This is a genomic window from Collinsella sp. UBA1693 (genome assembly GCF_002320115.1).
GTDB lineage: Bacteria > Actinomycetota > Coriobacteriia > Coriobacteriales > Coriobacteriaceae > Collinsella > Collinsella tanakaei.
In genome coordinates this window covers 83,857-98,784 of record NZ_DCJT01000006.1, presented here as the reverse complement: position 1 = coordinate 98,784, position 14,928 = coordinate 83,857, and the positions used below count along the sequence as shown (strand labels likewise).

The 14,928-nt window shown below is 57.8% G+C and carries 13 protein-coding genes; 2 read left to right on the top strand and 11 right to left on the bottom strand.

Features of this window, described 5'->3' with window-relative positions; translation table 11 throughout:
* Positions 1–18: 18 nt before the first annotated feature.
* Together B3H65_RS03400 and B3H65_RS03395 are read right to left on the bottom strand one after the other, a co-directional pair.
* Positions 19–1,449 (bottom strand): uracil-xanthine permease family protein, encoded by a 1,431-nt coding sequence (locus B3H65_RS03400; RefSeq protein WP_286684126.1) that lies wholly within the window; start codon positions 1,447–1,449, stop codon positions 19–21.
* A 756-nt stretch (positions 1,450–2,205) separates the two neighbouring features.
* Positions 2,206–3,534 carry a uracil-xanthine permease family protein gene (locus B3H65_RS03395; protein WP_286684125.1) on the bottom strand — a complete coding sequence of 443 codons (1,329 nt, stop codon included), beginning with the start codon at positions 3,532–3,534 and terminating at the stop codon, positions 2,206–2,208.
* 441 nt (positions 3,535–3,975) lie between these two features.
* On the opposite strand from B3H65_RS03395, the gene B3H65_RS03390 reads away from it, so the two are divergent.
* Positions 3,976–4,659: a helix-turn-helix transcriptional regulator gene (locus B3H65_RS03390; protein ID WP_270480677.1), complete on the top strand. Its 684-nt coding sequence runs from the start codon at positions 3,976–3,978 to the stop codon at positions 4,657–4,659.
* Between the two features lie 181 nt (positions 4,660–4,840).
* Here the strand turns inward: B3H65_RS03390 and B3H65_RS03385 are convergent, their stop codons facing one another.
* On the bottom strand, positions 4,841–5,221 hold the full coding sequence (locus B3H65_RS03385; protein ID WP_009141913.1) for a RidA family protein: 381 nt from the start codon (positions 5,219–5,221) through the stop codon (positions 4,841–4,843).
* 292 nt (positions 5,222–5,513) lie between these two features.
* Between B3H65_RS03385 and B3H65_RS03380 the strand changes: the two genes are divergently transcribed.
* Positions 5,514–8,090: a U32 family peptidase gene (locus B3H65_RS03380; protein WP_286684124.1), complete on the top strand. Its 2,577-nt coding sequence runs from the start codon at positions 5,514–5,516 to the stop codon at positions 8,088–8,090.
* Positions 8,091–8,263: 173 nt separating this feature from the next.
* On the opposite strand, the gene B3H65_RS03375 is transcribed toward B3H65_RS03380, so the two are convergent.
* The 8 genes from B3H65_RS03375 to B3H65_RS03340 form a co-directional block, all read right to left on the bottom strand.
* On the bottom strand, positions 8,264–8,692 hold the full coding sequence (locus tag B3H65_RS03375; RefSeq protein WP_286684123.1) for a secondary thiamine-phosphate synthase enzyme YjbQ: 429 nt from the start codon (positions 8,690–8,692) through the stop codon (positions 8,264–8,266).
* On the bottom strand, positions 8,685–9,545 hold the full coding sequence (locus tag B3H65_RS03370; protein ID WP_286684122.1) for an amidohydrolase family protein: 861 nt from the start codon (positions 9,543–9,545) through the stop codon (positions 8,685–8,687). The genes B3H65_RS03375 and B3H65_RS03370 overlap by 8 nt, the downstream gene beginning before the upstream one ends.
* An 86-nt stretch (positions 9,546–9,631) precedes the next feature.
* Positions 9,632–10,465, bottom strand: a complete 834-nt coding sequence (locus tag B3H65_RS03365) for a PTS system mannose/fructose/sorbose family transporter subunit IID (RefSeq protein ID WP_286684121.1) — start codon at positions 10,463–10,465, stop codon at positions 9,632–9,634.
* Positions 10,455–11,228: a PTS mannose/fructose/sorbose/N-acetylgalactosamine transporter subunit IIC gene (locus tag B3H65_RS03360; RefSeq protein WP_286684120.1), complete on the bottom strand. Its 774-nt coding sequence runs from the start codon at positions 11,226–11,228 to the stop codon at positions 10,455–10,457. The genes B3H65_RS03365 and B3H65_RS03360 overlap by 11 nt, the downstream gene beginning before the upstream one ends.
* Entirely contained in the window at positions 11,225–11,716 is a 492-nt protein-coding gene (locus B3H65_RS03355; RefSeq protein ID WP_286684119.1) for a PTS sugar transporter subunit IIB, read from the bottom strand. Before B3H65_RS03355 ends, B3H65_RS03360 begins: the two co-directional genes overlap by 4 nt.
* Before the next feature lie 9 nt (positions 11,717–11,725).
* Entirely contained in the window at positions 11,726–12,787 is a 1,062-nt protein-coding gene (locus tag B3H65_RS03350; protein ID WP_286684118.1) for an SIS domain-containing protein, read from the bottom strand.
* A gap of 287 nt (positions 12,788–13,074) precedes the next feature.
* The gene (locus tag B3H65_RS03345; RefSeq protein ID WP_286684117.1) at positions 13,075–13,800 is read right to left on the bottom strand and encodes a GntR family transcriptional regulator; all 726 of its coding nucleotides are present in this window, start codon (positions 13,798–13,800) and stop codon (positions 13,075–13,077) included.
* The gene (locus B3H65_RS03340; protein WP_286684116.1) at positions 13,785–14,549 is read right to left on the bottom strand and encodes a GntR family transcriptional regulator; all 765 of its coding nucleotides are present in this window, start codon (positions 14,547–14,549) and stop codon (positions 13,785–13,787) included. The genes B3H65_RS03345 and B3H65_RS03340 overlap by 16 nt, the downstream gene beginning before the upstream one ends.
* Positions 14,550–14,928: the final 379 nt, after the last annotated feature.

Here is a 14,928-nt window from a genome sequence, read left to right as displayed (position 1 = left end):
CGTAACCGCGCGTGATGACTATTCGATACGACCCTGCTTAGCAGCGTCGCCAGACGCGACCGCCTTATCAAGGCGCTCGGTTTCCTCCTGGCCATCCGGCCTCAAATCGATGACGTCGGGGCGAGGCTCCGGCGGCAAGATGTTGTTGAGAACGATCGCCATGATCGCGCAGGGCGTGATGGCGGAAGTTCCAAAGATGGTCGCGATCCAAGCCGGCATTCCGGGGCCCGCGAGAGAGCCGCTTACCTGGGCGATGCCGAGGCCGAATGCGACCGAGACGCCAAATACGGTGCAGGCGCGCGGGGTCAGGCCATCCTTCACCAGGATGCGGATGCCGTTCAGCGTGATGGTTCCGAAAACGCTGATGGTCGCGCCGCCGATGACCGGCTGGGGGATCATGGTTAGAACCGCGGACAGCTTGGGCACCAGACCGGCCGCGAGAAAGATGAACGCAGCGCCGGCGAAGACCCAGCGGTTGATGACGCGGTTAGAGACGATGATGCCGACGTTCTGTCCGAACGCAGAGGTGGGCATACCGCCAAACACGGACGAGATCATGCTCACCAGACCCTGGGCCTTGAGGGCGCCGCCGATCTCATGCTCGGTGGGCATGCGGTTCATGCTGCCCATGGTAGAGGCGGAAAGGTCGCCGATCAGCTGAACATTGACCATGATGTAGACGACGGCGAGCGTAAGGCATGCTGCGATATCGAACTCGATATCGAACGGGAACAGCTTGGGGAGGGAGAACCATCCTGCCTCGGCGACTCCCGAGGGGTCGACCATGCCGAAAGGAATGGAAACCAACACACCGATAACGATTCCGAAGAAAATGGCTCCCAGCTTGACTGTTCCTCGTCCAAAGTTGGTAAGACCGAAAACCACCGCGAAAGTAATGAGGCCGACGATCCAGTTCTCAATGCCACCGAACCCCGGGGTGCCCTCTCCGCCCGCCATATACCGGATAGCCGTGGGATACAGGCTCACGCCGATGGTGAAGATCACCGTACCGGTCACGAGCGGCGGAAACAGGAACTTGACCTTTGAGTAGAACGTACCAAATGCGATCGCGACGGCTCCACCGACAAGCTCGGCGCCAAGAAGGGACGAAAAGCCAAACTCGATGCCGACCGCCTGGAAAGCGGGAAGGAATGCGAACGAGACGCCGGTGAGAATGGGCAGGCCGGATCCCATGCGGCCGAACAGCGGGAACTGCTGAAGCAGCGAGTCGATGGCAGACAAGATGAGGGCGACCTGGATGATGGCGGTTTTCTGCTCCTCGCCAAACTCGCACATGGTGGCGATGATGAGAGCGGGCGTGATAACACCGGCGAACGAAGCCAGAACATGCTGCAGCGAGCAGGGAATCAAGTCCTTGACGGGCGGCATGCCCGCGCGCTCGAACAATGTGGCCGAGAGGCCTTTTGATATTGTGCTCGGAGTCGCCATGCTCTTGGAGCCCTCGCTCTCTTTCTTGCTCTGCGAGAATTAGTTACAAGAATTTTTTATCATGTTAACAGTCTTTATGGAACAAGACTTCCGTAAACGTAATAGTGCCATACAAAAAGTTTTTCTGGCATTCTATTTGTAATAGCTGGGCTTTCCTCCGCCCACTGGCATTCCAACGCCAACCATGCCAATCGGTGAACGGTCATTATGTCCATACGAATGGCCTATCCAGCGAATATTCAAGCTCTTTACTTAGATTTCCAGCGTCTATTGCACCCTGTTTCCCACTACGCCCAATAACGTCGCATGAAGTGCAAGCAAAAGCTTGTCCCCATCCGTCTTCAACGCAGTATTCGCCTATCCAGACATTTTGTTATGGTCATAACTTGCAATTTTTTTATTATCTGTTACCTGAGTATTTTTTGTATCAGAATCACAGATTGTTGAATACCGGTGCGACTCCCACAATAGCGCACATCCTTATCTCCATATGGTTTACGTTGCATTTTCCCGGTCATCCCGGTTTCATCCTTATTTCTTATGGTCATTATCTTGAATATCGAGATTCCGTTATTCACACAATGGCTCAAGATCGTTTATATGGACACGCAACGTACGCGCAGGCGCGTGAGAGCCAAACGTCCCTCCACCCCGCACCCCACAATCCACCAACCACGCGCTGGCGCGTTTAAGCATTAAAAAAGCTCCCCCGCGGCTGCGGGAGAGCTTTCTTGAGGCTTCGTATGAGGTTGGCGATTAATCCTCGGAGTCATCCTCGGGAACAATAAGGTTGAGGACGAAGCAGACGATGAACGCGACCACCAACGAGCTGCCGAAGATGTTCTGGGCAAGCTGCGGCATGAACTGCAGAATGGTGGGGGCGCCGGCGATACCCACGCCGAGAGCCAGAGAGATACCGACAATCATACGGTTGCGGTAGTTGAGCGGCTGCTCGGAAATGAGCTGGATACCGGACAGCGTGATCGCCGCGAAGACCGTGATGGTAGCGCCGCCGAGTACGGGCTGCGGAACGGTGGCGATCAAAGACATAAGCTTGGGGCAGAAGCCGGCGAGCAGCATAATAGCGGAAACGATGACGAATACGCGCTTGGCAACGACCTTGGTGGTGCAGATGAGTCCAACGTTCTGGCTGAAGGGGTCGGTGGGCAGGCCGCCGATGAGGGCGCCGATCATACCGCAGATACCCTGGCCCTTGATGGCGCCGCCGAGCTCGGTGTCCTTAGCGTCGCGGCCGAAACCACCCATAGTAGTGGAGGACACGTCGCCGATGGTCTGAACCGCCTGGACGATGTACATGAGGATCATCATGATGATCGCGTCGGGGTGAAATTCGAGGCCGAAGTGAAGCGGGATAGGAGCGGAGACGATCGCCGCATCCGCAACGGGAGTGAAGTCGATGATGCCGCCCATGATGAGCGCGACAACGTAACCGACGCCGACACCAATGATCATGCCGGACACCTTGATGTAACCCTTACCGAACAAGCTGCAAACCAACGTGACTGCAAGCGTTACGAGCGCCAGAATCCAGAACTGCGGCGAACCGAAGGTGCCGGCAGCCTGCGCGGCGGAACCGCCACCGAAGTAGTTGATTGCCGTGTTATAAAGAGAAAGACCGATGGCAAGAACGACCGTACCGCAGACAATGGGTGGGAAGAACTTGCGAATCTTGCCGATAAACATTCCGATGAAAATCGAAGCGAACGCCGCGATCAGCTGGGCGCCAAAGATCGCAGAGATGCCGTACTGCATGCCGATCGTGGTGAGGATAGGCATATAGGCGAAGGCCACACCCATAACCGTGGGAAGGCCCATGCCAAACCCAAATACCGGGAACAGCTGAATCAACGTAGTGAGACCGCCGATAATCATTGCAGACTGCATGAGCATGGTCTGGTCGGCGGCGGATAGGCCGCACGTGCCAGCGATCAACATGGGCGGGGTGATGTTGCCCACCAGCATGGCGAGCACGTGCTGCATCGCCTGCGGGAAGGCCTCGCCTAATGACGGCTTGCCATCGAGCTTAAACAGTTCGCCTTTTTCTTGTACTTGCTTAGAGGCCATACTATCTCCTTTCCGGACCCGCGCCAACTATGGCTGCGGGCGAACACGCACGAGTCGATCCCCCCCAACTACGTGTCGCAGTTATCCTCTGACCAGAAACTTTAGTGGAAAGAAGTGTTCATATCAATAATAATTTATTACAGACTTTATTTGTTTCTTCATCCATCTTTGCTTTATTGCAGGTAAACATTGCCGATTTATTACATAGGCAATGACGGGTTTCTTTTTGAACACCGTTCATTTCTTCATAGCTACCGTTTATGACGATAATACAGATGTCCATTATCATAAGTTGACCACTTGGCCGCATACCGCTTGCCCCCTATTGGCGGCCTGTCACACATCTGCTAATAAACTACCGCCTGAATTCGATAAAATGTTATTGAAATTCATTTGCCAACTTACGATTTTTATCGCACTCACAATTAAGCGAGGCAACGCATGAACCCCACCGTCCAGAGCTATGTACCGTTTGTTGACTTTCTCGAGGCCGTTCTTGGTAAAAACAGCGAAATCGTCCTGCACGACTTCTCTGATCCCGACCATTCCGTAGTTGATATTCGCAACGGTGATGTATCTGGACGAAAAGTCGGATCGCCGGCTACCGACCTTGCCCTGAAAATCCTCAACGAATCCGCTCGCGGCAACGACCAATATGCCGACCAGCACCACATCACCGAATACGTCAGCCATAGCTCCAGCATGAAGCAACTTCGCTCTGCTTCGTACCTTATCCGCGAGAACGGCTTGATTGTGGGAATGCTCTGCGTCAACACAGACGTTGGCCCCTTCAACCAGCTCGCCGCCGTGGCGCAGCAACTCTCCGGGTTCTACATGCCCGCGCAGCGCCCCGCAAGCGAAGACGGCGATTCTCACGCCCTTGAAGTCGAGAGCCTCACCGACTCTACCCAAGACCTTATCGTCAGCGCCATCTCGCGCATCACCACGCCGCGCGGCATCTCCCCCGATAAGCTGAGCCAGAGCGATCGCGTGGAAATCATTCGCGATCTCAACAACAACGGCATGTTCCTGCTAAAGGGAGCCGTCGCAACCGTTGCGGAAGTTATGGGCGTATCCGAGCCCAGCGTCTATCGATACCTGCAAAAGGTCAAAAAAGAACTCTAGCCCCAAAGTTCGCCGCGTTCATGAGATCCACGCGGCGGGCGGCTCGGGAAACGATTGCAATAAAAAGGGCGCCGTTCCGAACCATCGTGATTCGGAACGGCGCCTTTGCATGCCATGTTCGTCCACGGCAGTCACACCATGGGCGCCAAACACAAGATTCCCGAGCCCCTCGTTGATTGTCCTATAGGGCGGCAACGACCTCGATCTCGACAAGGCCGCCAGCGGGCAGGGCGCCCACCTGAACGGCGCTGCGCGCGGGATACGGCTCGGTGAACTTGGAAGCGTAGACCTCGTTCACGGCAGCGAAGTCGGCGATATCCGCCAGGAATACAGTGGTCTTCACAACGTTGTCGAACGTCGCGCCGGCAGCGGCAAGCAATGCCTCGATATTCTTAAGCGACTGCTGCGCCTGGGCGACAACGCCGCCCTCCGCAAGCTTGCCGGTCTGGGGATCGAGACCAAGCTGACCGGAAAGGAACACCATTTCACCGGTCTTGATGCCGGCGGAATAGGGGCCCAGGGCCGCGGGGGCGTCAGGAGAGGAAACAACGATTTTGCTCATGCGATACTCCTTTGATTATCTGTTTGCGAAAGTCAGTGCGCACGGGCGAAGCAGGAGGCACAGTTAGCTCCTCCCCTGCGCACTGGTTTCGACTTCGATGGTATAAGAGAGGCACTCTATTTGCAATACTTTTATCATCAGAAACAATAATTTATTACCCGTTATTACGGTCTGAATCGGCGAATCTCTTCATCCATAAATATGGGGCCGCCGTGCCCATAGTCCTCCCCGTGCGGTCGCCAGCTTCTCTCAACGTATAATTTGGCTGGTAAACAAGTAGGAAAGGCACGTCATGACAACAAGCTCGCCCGTATCGCCCGCATCGCCCGCATCGCTCGCTTCGCGTGCGCCTCGCCACGTTCCCGCTCCGGAACTGCTCGCCCCCGCGGGCGGGCCCGCGCCCTTCGCCGCCGCGCTCGCCGCCGGCGCCGATGCCATCTATTGCGGCATGGGTTCGTTCAATGCGCGTCGCAAAGCCGACAACTTCACCGATGAGACCTTCGAGGCCGCCTGCCGCGCCGCTCATCTGGCTGGCGCTCGCGTCTACGTTACGGTGAACATCGTTATCAAGGACGAGGAAATGGTCGACGCCCTCTCACTGGTCCGCCGTTGCGCCCAGCTTGGCGCCGATGCCTTCATCATCCAGGACTGGGGCCTGTTCCGCGAAATACGCCGCCTAATGCCCCAGCTTGAAACCCATATCTCTACTCAGGCTAATATTCATGATGCACGCGCGACCGCATGGTGCAGGGATGCGGGCGCCGACCGCGTCACCCTATCGCGCGAGCTCTCCGTTCCCGAAATCGCGATCATCTCTCAGGTTGGTATCGACCTAGAGGTCTTCGCCCATGGCGCCATCTGCTTCTGTTATTCGGGCGTGTGCCTGCTCTCCAGTTTCGCCCGTGCCGGCCGCTCGGCAAACCGCGGCATGTGCGCCCAGCCCTGCCGCCTCCCCTATGAATTGGTGGACGAGAAGGGCCGCGTGCTCTCCCCTGCCAATCGCGAGCGCCCTCTATGCCCGCGCGACACCAACACTTCCGCCATGCTTGGAGAGCTGCTTGACGCCGGCGCTTCCGCCCTCAAGCTTGAAGGGCGCATGAAAGCCCCGGATTATGTCTACTCCATCGTCGACGTCTACCGTCGCCAGCTGGACGACGTTCTTGCCGGCCGCACCGCCACCGAGACCGACGCACGCGCCCGCGCCCGCCAACTCAAGCGTTGCTTCAACCGCGACTTCACCACCGAGTACCAGCACGGCGCATCCGGTGACGAGATGATGAGCTACGAGCGCTCCAACAACCGCGGCCAGCTTGTGGGCGAGGTTATCGCCAGCCGCCCCACCGGTCGCAACGTGCGCGGCCTGCACCCGGATGACCGCCGTCGACGCGCCGCCGTCGCCCGCATCCATCTCTTTGAGCCAGTCGACAAGGGCGATCTGCTCGAGCTTCGCCATGATGACGAGTTCGACCAATTTCTCACAACGCTCGCCCCCGCCGACGCCGTCGCCGGCGAAACCATCGATTGCGATATCGCTCGCGCCATGCCGGCCGGCAGCCGCGTCCGCGTAATCCGCAGTCAGCGCGCTATCGACACCGCTAACGCCGCCCTCAAGCGCGATATCCTCCGCCATCGTCCCGTTAACGTCCATATCACTGCTCGCCTGGGCCAACCCTTCGCCGTCTCGCTCTCATGCGTCGACAACCCCTCGCTTGCGGCGTGTGCCACAGGCTTTACCGTCGAGCCCGCGCGAACCCGTCCCGTCACCCGCGAAGACCTTATCGAACACGTGGGTCGCATGGGCACCTCGCCCTTCCAAGCCGCCTCGTTTACCATCGACATGGACGAGGGCTGCGGCATGGGTTTCTCGTCCGTACACAAGGTACGCGCCACCGCCTGCAAGTCGCTGGAAGAGGCCATTCTCTCCCCTTACGCCGCCATTGCTCGCGATCTCGATAACGTGGCGCCTCTCGCCCAAGCGGCCCTCACCGCATCCCCCGCTGCAACGCCGGCTGCAGGCGAAGCGCCAGTGCCTCTCACCCCCACAACGCCCGCCCTCTGCGTCGTGGTCACTACGCCGCACGCCGCCGCGCTCGCCCGCGACCTTGGCGCCGACGTCCTCTATGCCACCACCGACTCGCTCGACGCCGCCAACATCTCGCCCGTCCAAGCTTCAGAACTTGGCATCATCCCGCTTTTGGACGAGGTCTGCCGCGAAGGCGACCACGCCCGCATCGACCCATGGGTTCTCAAAGGGGCAACCGTTGCGTGCGGCAATATCTCCGAGCTTGCCCTCGCTTCCCAGCAAGGCGCAACCGCGCAGATCCGCTCTTGCATCCCGGTGCACAACCTCGCCTGCGCGACCATGCTCTCAGAAGCCGACGCCGCGCTGTTCTGGCTCTCCCCCGAGCTCACCCTCGCCGAGATCGAACGCTTCTGCCCCCAGGCAGCCACGTCCCTCACGGTGTCGTTCGGCATCGAAGTATTTGGCAAGCCGCGCGTCATGACCAGCGAGCATTGCATCCTTCAGGTCGCCGACGCCTGCATCCACAACTGCGACGCCTGCCGCCTTCGCCGCAAGAAGCTCTGGCTGCGCAGCATCGATGGTAAGATGCTGCCCGTTACAACCGATATCCATGGTCGCTCGCACCTGTATGACTCCTCTGCGATCGACATCACGCCGCAGATTCCGCAGCTGCTCGCCGCCGGCGTCACCCATTTTATGGTTGATACCGCGCTTATGGACGAGGACGAGCTCAAGCGTGCCGTCACCCACGCCCGTCGCGCGCTTGATGCCGCGCTCGCTGGGCGCGCACCGGGCAAGCGACTGCAAGGCGCCTCTTCCGGATGTCTGTTTGTCGGCGTAGACTAAGCATGGCGGCGCCCGATACCGTAAACAACGACGGCCAGATTTCCTGTTTTGAAGTTGACCTCTCCCTTGGATAAACGGTGCTTGAAATACAATTCGCGCGGGCGCCTTCGCCTTGAGGCCGCCCGCGCGAGTCTCGCGCCTATGAAAATGGACTCAAGACGTCCTACCCGACGCTAGTCCCCCATAATCGCCACATGAATGGTCCGCGGCTGTGGGCCATCGAATTCCGCCAGATAGATTTCTTGAGCGGAGCCCAGGCAAATCTGTCCGTCCACCACAGGGAAGACCGCGTGGTTACCCGTCACCATCGCCTTGAGGTGGCCTGTGGGATTGCCCGCCATGGCTCCATAGCTCTGGAGGAACCTGTTGTGGAAGTACGAGCCGCCTTCGGGAAAGAACCTCGACAGCTCGTTCATGATATCGTCCTCGAGGCACTCAAGGCGCTCGTTCACGGTGATGCCCGTCGTAGTATGTTTGGTGATAACGTAGACCACGCCGCTCGTCACAGACGAGGCCGCCACCAGCTCGCGAACGCGCTCCCCCAGCGGCAAAAGCGCGTTATACTCCTGCGTCTCAACGCAGAACTCAAACTGCTCAGTCATGAATCGCGCCTCCTCCAATGAACGCAAGTGCGTTCTCACCCAGCACCATACGCTTCGTCGACGCACGCCATTCCTGTTTACGGACTGCCTCGATCATACGGCGCTGCTCGAGCCGCGGCTCTTCCGATGCGTACATCACCTGATGGCGCAGGCTACGATCAATCCAATTGCGGCCCAGGTCACTCGTGAAGATGTGCTCGTAGAACTCCGGCGCGTTATCGAAGTACAGGCATGAAAGGTCGGTGTAAACGTTCTTGTACTTGAGCATGAGCATCGCCACCTCACGCGTCCACGGCCAGCCGAAGTGCTGCAGACACATGCGCAAGCCCGGGAACGCCGCCGCCACGCGCTCGAAGCGCAAGGGGTGTGATAACTCGCTCGTCACCCCTGGTCTGCAGGACATGCCCGCGTGGAACACGATTGGCTTGCCCATTCGCTCCACCAAATCGTACAGGGGCCAGAGCGCCTTGTCGGCAGGATCGAAGCGCTGGTGCGACGGGTGTAGGTACAGGCCCGAAAGGCCCAGCTCGCCGAGTGCGCGTTCAGCAACCACAAGCGCGTCCTCACGAGAGGGGTCGACCGTCGAGAAGCCCATGAAGAAGTCGGGGCTCTCCTCAACCAGCCATGCGACCTGCTCGTTGGTTCCCAGGTAACCGCCAGCGGTCGTGCTCAGGTCAAGCGGCATCAGGCATAACCTGTCGATGCCCGAGACGCGCGCCAGAGTGCGCATCTCGCCGACCGAAATCGCGTCAGTCTTATAGAGCCCCATCTGCTCGCGACAGAAGTCGAGCTGCTCCTCGCTCGGCTTCAACTCCTCGATGAACGCTGGGGACACGTTCATGTCGATAACCATCTTGCCTCCTTCAAAGCTGCGGGGCGGGCAGCCGCGCACGGCGCCCGCCCCGTCGATACCGTCTCGCTGCACGCGCGGCGCCGATCCTAAACTGCCAGGACGCCGGTCGCCACGCCGAGGATTCCCACGGCCAGAGTACCCAGAATGAGCACGATGACATTGACCTTCTTCTGCAGCAGATAGTAATACACCCCAAGGGCACCGAGCGAAAGCATGCCGGGCATGATGCCGTCTAAGACGTCCATCAAGCCAGTGGCGGCATCGCCGGATCCGAACATAATCGGAGTGTTGATGTAGACCAGCTCGTTGGTCATGCCGCCAACAACCATGACGCCGACGATGGATGCGGCAAGCATGAACTTCTCCATGAGGCCAGAGCGCTGAATCTCCTCCAGGTAGTTCGCACCGAGCTCGTAACCCTTAATCGCACCGAAGTAGCGCACCAAGAACGCCGGGATGTTGAACAGCAGCAGAAAGAGAATCGCTCCCATCGGGTTGCCAGTCGCGGCGAACGACGTACCGATGCCGATAGCGAGAATGCGCAGCGTTCCGAAGAAGAACGAGTCACCGATGCCAGCGAGTGGGCCCATAAGGGCGATCTTCATCGCAGAGATTGAGGAGGTGTCGAACTTCTCATCGCGGGCGTTCATCTCCTCCATGGCGGCCACAATCGAGCCGATGAATGGTGTGAAGTACATCGAGCAATTGAAGAACTCGAGGTGGCGGGTAAGGGCGTCCTTAAACGCCTCGGGCTTGCCGTCGTAGATCTTGCGGAGCGCCGGAATCATCATGTACTCGAAACCCATGTGCATCTGACGCTCATAGTGCCAAGAGAACTCCATAGGAAGGGAGCGCCAGAAGATCTTATGCAGGTCCTTACGGGTCAAAGCGCCCTTAGTCTCGGGAGCATTAGAAGTCATCGTCATCGCCTCCATCGATTACAGCCTGGGCAGCGGGAGTATCCCCGTTCAGAAGGCCGGTCTGCAGAATTGCCGCGGCGACGCCGAGTATGGCTATACCAAGCACCGGAACGCCCATATAGGAAGAGAGCACGAAACCTATCGCAAAGAACACGACGACCTTCTTGTTAATGGTCATCTGCGCAAGCATTGCAAAGCCCATTGCCGGGAGGATGCCGGTCGCGACAGTCAAACCGTCGGTGATTACGGTCGGGATGGCATTGACGACTGCCTCGACCTGTGCGCTTCCAAGCATGAAACCGAGGGTGCACAGAGCACCGAAGACAACGCTCGAGAACAGGCCGCCGCCCATGTGAACCAGTTCAATCTTGCGATAGTCGCCCTCGGCGGCAAATTTATCCGCCCAAGTTCCCGCGATTGGGAAGATAAAGGACATGAACACGTTCTCAACAACGGCGGCAAGCAGCGCGATAGGATAGGCCAACGTGACCGCTACCTCGGCGCCCGAGCCCGTGGAGATGGCGAACGCCGTACCGAGCACACCGCCGACCACCACATTGGGCGGCACGAAGGCGCCGACGGACTGTGCGCCAATAAAGGCGAGCTCAAGGACGCCACCGATAATGACGCCCTGCGTCAGGTCCCCCATGACCAGGCCGACGAGGGGGCCGGTAACAATCGGGTTCTTGATGAGACTCGTTCCCAGGGCGTAGTCGCAATTCGCGATGAAGCCGATGATACCGAGCAGTAGCGCCTGGATCATGCCGCGCCACCTCCCTCTCCCAATGCGCTCAGCGCATCAATCGATTTATCTACAGGAACCATGCGGATGCCCACCTCTGTACCCTCCGCTGCAAGCTCGCGGATCAAGATCTCTTCCTCCGGCGTCACGTAAACGGCCTTAGCGATGCACCTCGTGCTCTCGCGCGGCGGAGTCCCGCCGATGTTGATGGCGGTCACCTGCTCGCAAGCGCGAGCCAATCGCGCCGCATCGGCGATGGTCTCGACCACGATGAACAACTTGTACTTATCCGTCTTGCCCGCATTGATTGCTGCGATCGAATTCTCCACGTCCTTGATTACTAGCTTGACGCCGGCGGGCTTTGCGAGCTTCATCGTCATCTTCCGGATTTGATCGTCGACAACGCTGTCGTTTGCGATGAGAATGCAATCCGAGCCTAGAGCCGTGGTCCAGGTGAACGCAACCTGGCCATGGAGCAGTCGATGATCGACTCGTACGTTCAGAATCATGCGCGTCTCCTAGTAGTCGAACTGGTGATAGTAGCGTCGATAGTCAAGATTGTGCTTAGTCACGAGCTCATAGTAGGCTGCAAGTCGGTCGGTAATGATGGAGGACAGGATCCACGGCGAGACAATGACACGGAATTCGGGGTCAAGGCCAGAAATGCCAAACTCAGCGGTGTCAACGATCACATAGTCCTCGTCGCCGGTCACGCCGCTGCGCAGGAAGGCCTCGACGCGGTTGTCAAGCGCACGACACTCGTCCTCGCCCTTGAAAAGGATCACCGGCACGCCAGGCTCGACGAGTTCGAGGGTGCCATGGAAGAAGTCCGCAGAGGTGATGTAGCGGGTGCGCTTCCATTGCATCTCCTCAAGGATGCACATCGAAAAGAGGATTGTCTCGCCCCACAGGGCACCGGAACCGATGAACATGGTATAAGGTGCCAGCGCGTACTTACGAGCAATCTCCTCGGCGCGAGGCTCGAACCGCTTGCGGATGTCGATGAGATGCTCCCAAATATGCTCGGTCTGAGCGATGAACTCATCGAACTTAGGGAAGCAGCCGCGGCGGTTGAGAAGACGTAGTCCGAAGCAATCGGCAAGGTAATAGCTTCCCTCGCACCCAGAGGCACCATGGGACGCCGCCATCTCGACGCAGTTCTCGGCTCCGACGACCTTGCCGATTGGGCCCTCGGGCTTGGTCATCGCGTAGACACGGATATCCTGCTCCTTAAGCCTCTTGCAAGCCTCAAGCACTTCGGGAGTGGTGCCGGATTCCGAGGCTGTCAAGACGACGGATTTCTTGGTCATTCGCTTGTGACCGAGCACATTCCACTCGGCGGCATGAATTAAATAGACCTCGAGATCTTTGTCGCCGAACTTGTTCATAAGGTACTCGAGCTGCATAAACTCATCCCAAGTGCCTCCTACACCCATGAGGAAGACGGCATCGTAGCCCTCATCAGCAACACGATCGGCCAGGGCGCTCATGCGCTTGCCGGTCTCGAAGAACCGGGCACCGCCAGCAAGGTAAGCCTCCTGATCGAAGTGCATGATCTCTACGATCTCGGTCTGCTTCATCTATCTCTCCTTCTCTTCAAAATACATGTAGATGAATTCTCATACCATTGGCAACTCACAGGTTAAAACTATTTTCAGACCAATTGTCTATTACAGCGTTTCTAGCGGCGAACGGTTGATATTTTTCGCTTATTGGTATTGCTTTATCTATAGCTTGTATTTTTTGACCCTACAGATGCACTGACGTTTCCCCAGTCCTGTCGCACCGCGCAAACACATGAGCGCGGCCGCCATCCACAATGACGGCCGCGCTCGCGGTCACAAAGCAACACTATGTCGCAATCTGGTTAGAAGCGGTACACGTAACCGCCCATGTCCCCGCGATTCCACGCGCGGGCGTATTCCACCACCGTGCCGTCGCAGTCATAGCTCAGGCACTCAAGGAGTAGCGCAGGGCTACCAGCCTCAACGCCGAGCAGCTTGGCGTCACGCACGCTCAAAGCCTCGATATCAATCCTCTCTTGCGCAAGTTCGACGGCATGCCCATACATCTTGTACGTCTCATAAAGGCTGAACATCGAAAGATCGACCTCGTCCACGCCTGGAAAGAGAGCATAGGGCATGAGGGCGCGCTCGATTGAGACGGGCACCCCGTCCACCATGTTCAGGCGCCTCACCCCGTAGAGGATGTCATCGGGCTTCAAGCCAAACAGCGAAGCATAGTGCTTGCCCGCCTCGCGCTTGGCGCACGACAGGATACGCACCGTGGGCTCAGCGTGCGCGGAACGGACAGTCTCGCGAAATCCATCGGTGTCGTCCAGTCCCGAACCAATCCATGCCGGGGAAACGAATGCTCCCTTTCCCTGGGCGCGGCGGATAGTTCCGTTCTTAACCAAACTCTCAAGAGCCGTCCTCACGGTGAACCGAGTCGTTCCGAACTCTTCAGCTAACTCGTTTTCTGAAGGAATCGCGGTGCCAACACGATAGGTGCCATCCTCGATGCGCTTCTCGATGGCTCGCCGGACGGTCAAATATAACAGCTCATCGCGAGCAGTAATCACTCCATCAGCCATGCCGTTCCCACCTTCTCCTTGACGGCATCCGAGCCCGTATTGCTTCCAAAGCGATAGCGCTCTGGTATGAGCACAGCTTTACAATATTCCACCGGAACACCATCCGACATCATCTGGACACCGCGCTGGTAAAACGCAGGCTCTCCGACCTCACGGCCAAGAATAGCCGCCTCGTCCTCTCGCAAAGTGGTAATCGAGATCCGATCCGTACCGTGCTCAACGCGTATACCAAACGAGTCCTGGAGGATCTCATAGAGGCTTGAGTTTGAAAAGTCATACCGAACGATGCCCGGGCAGACTCCCTCGTTCACAAAGCTATGTTCGAGCGAGACGGGCACACCATCCGCGTATCTGACCCGCTGAAGCGAGAACACGGTGGAGCCAGGCTCTACACCGAGCTTGGCTGCAAGATCTAAATCAGCCACCAGCAATACGGCGTCGAGAACGCGAGAACTCGGCTCCATACCTGCGCGCCTAATCGAGTCAGAGAAGCTATAAACCTCTTGGAATATGTTAATGGGTTTGCGCGGACACACATAGGTGCCTGAACCCTGAATGCTCTCGAGCACATTACTCGATATCAAGACACTAATAGCCGAACGGAGAGCGGTCCTCGAGACGCCGAAGCTCTGGCACAGCTCGCGCTCGGGCGGAAGGCGGTCCCCCGCTTTGAGATGAGCGTTACGGATGTACCAAGCCAGGCCCTCAACGGCTCGGTCCTTTGGTGGCACCGGAGAGATGACGTCCATGGGACTGTCCTAACCTACGCATACAACTTTTAGAAGCATGTTACCAAAGTTGCATGCCGCCCATTATGTGTTTATCGATATCAGCCCAACGAAGCCCGGAGCTACTCTATTTGTCGATGAGGATTAGACTCTGATCTAGCCGACATTCTCCAATGAGCTTTCAGAAATCTAGTGATTGCCCACAAGCCATCTCGCAGGTTAAGACTTCCGAAAACCGTCATCCTTATGCTCCTTGGACCATTAAAGTCCAAGGAGCATTACTTTTGCCAATCCAATTAAAAACCGGGCAACTGCGCTCGCCAACGCCTATAGCCGCCCGTATCCGAACCGGCACCAACTTGCCGACTCGATGCCCAACCGCGCATCCCATCCGTCATAT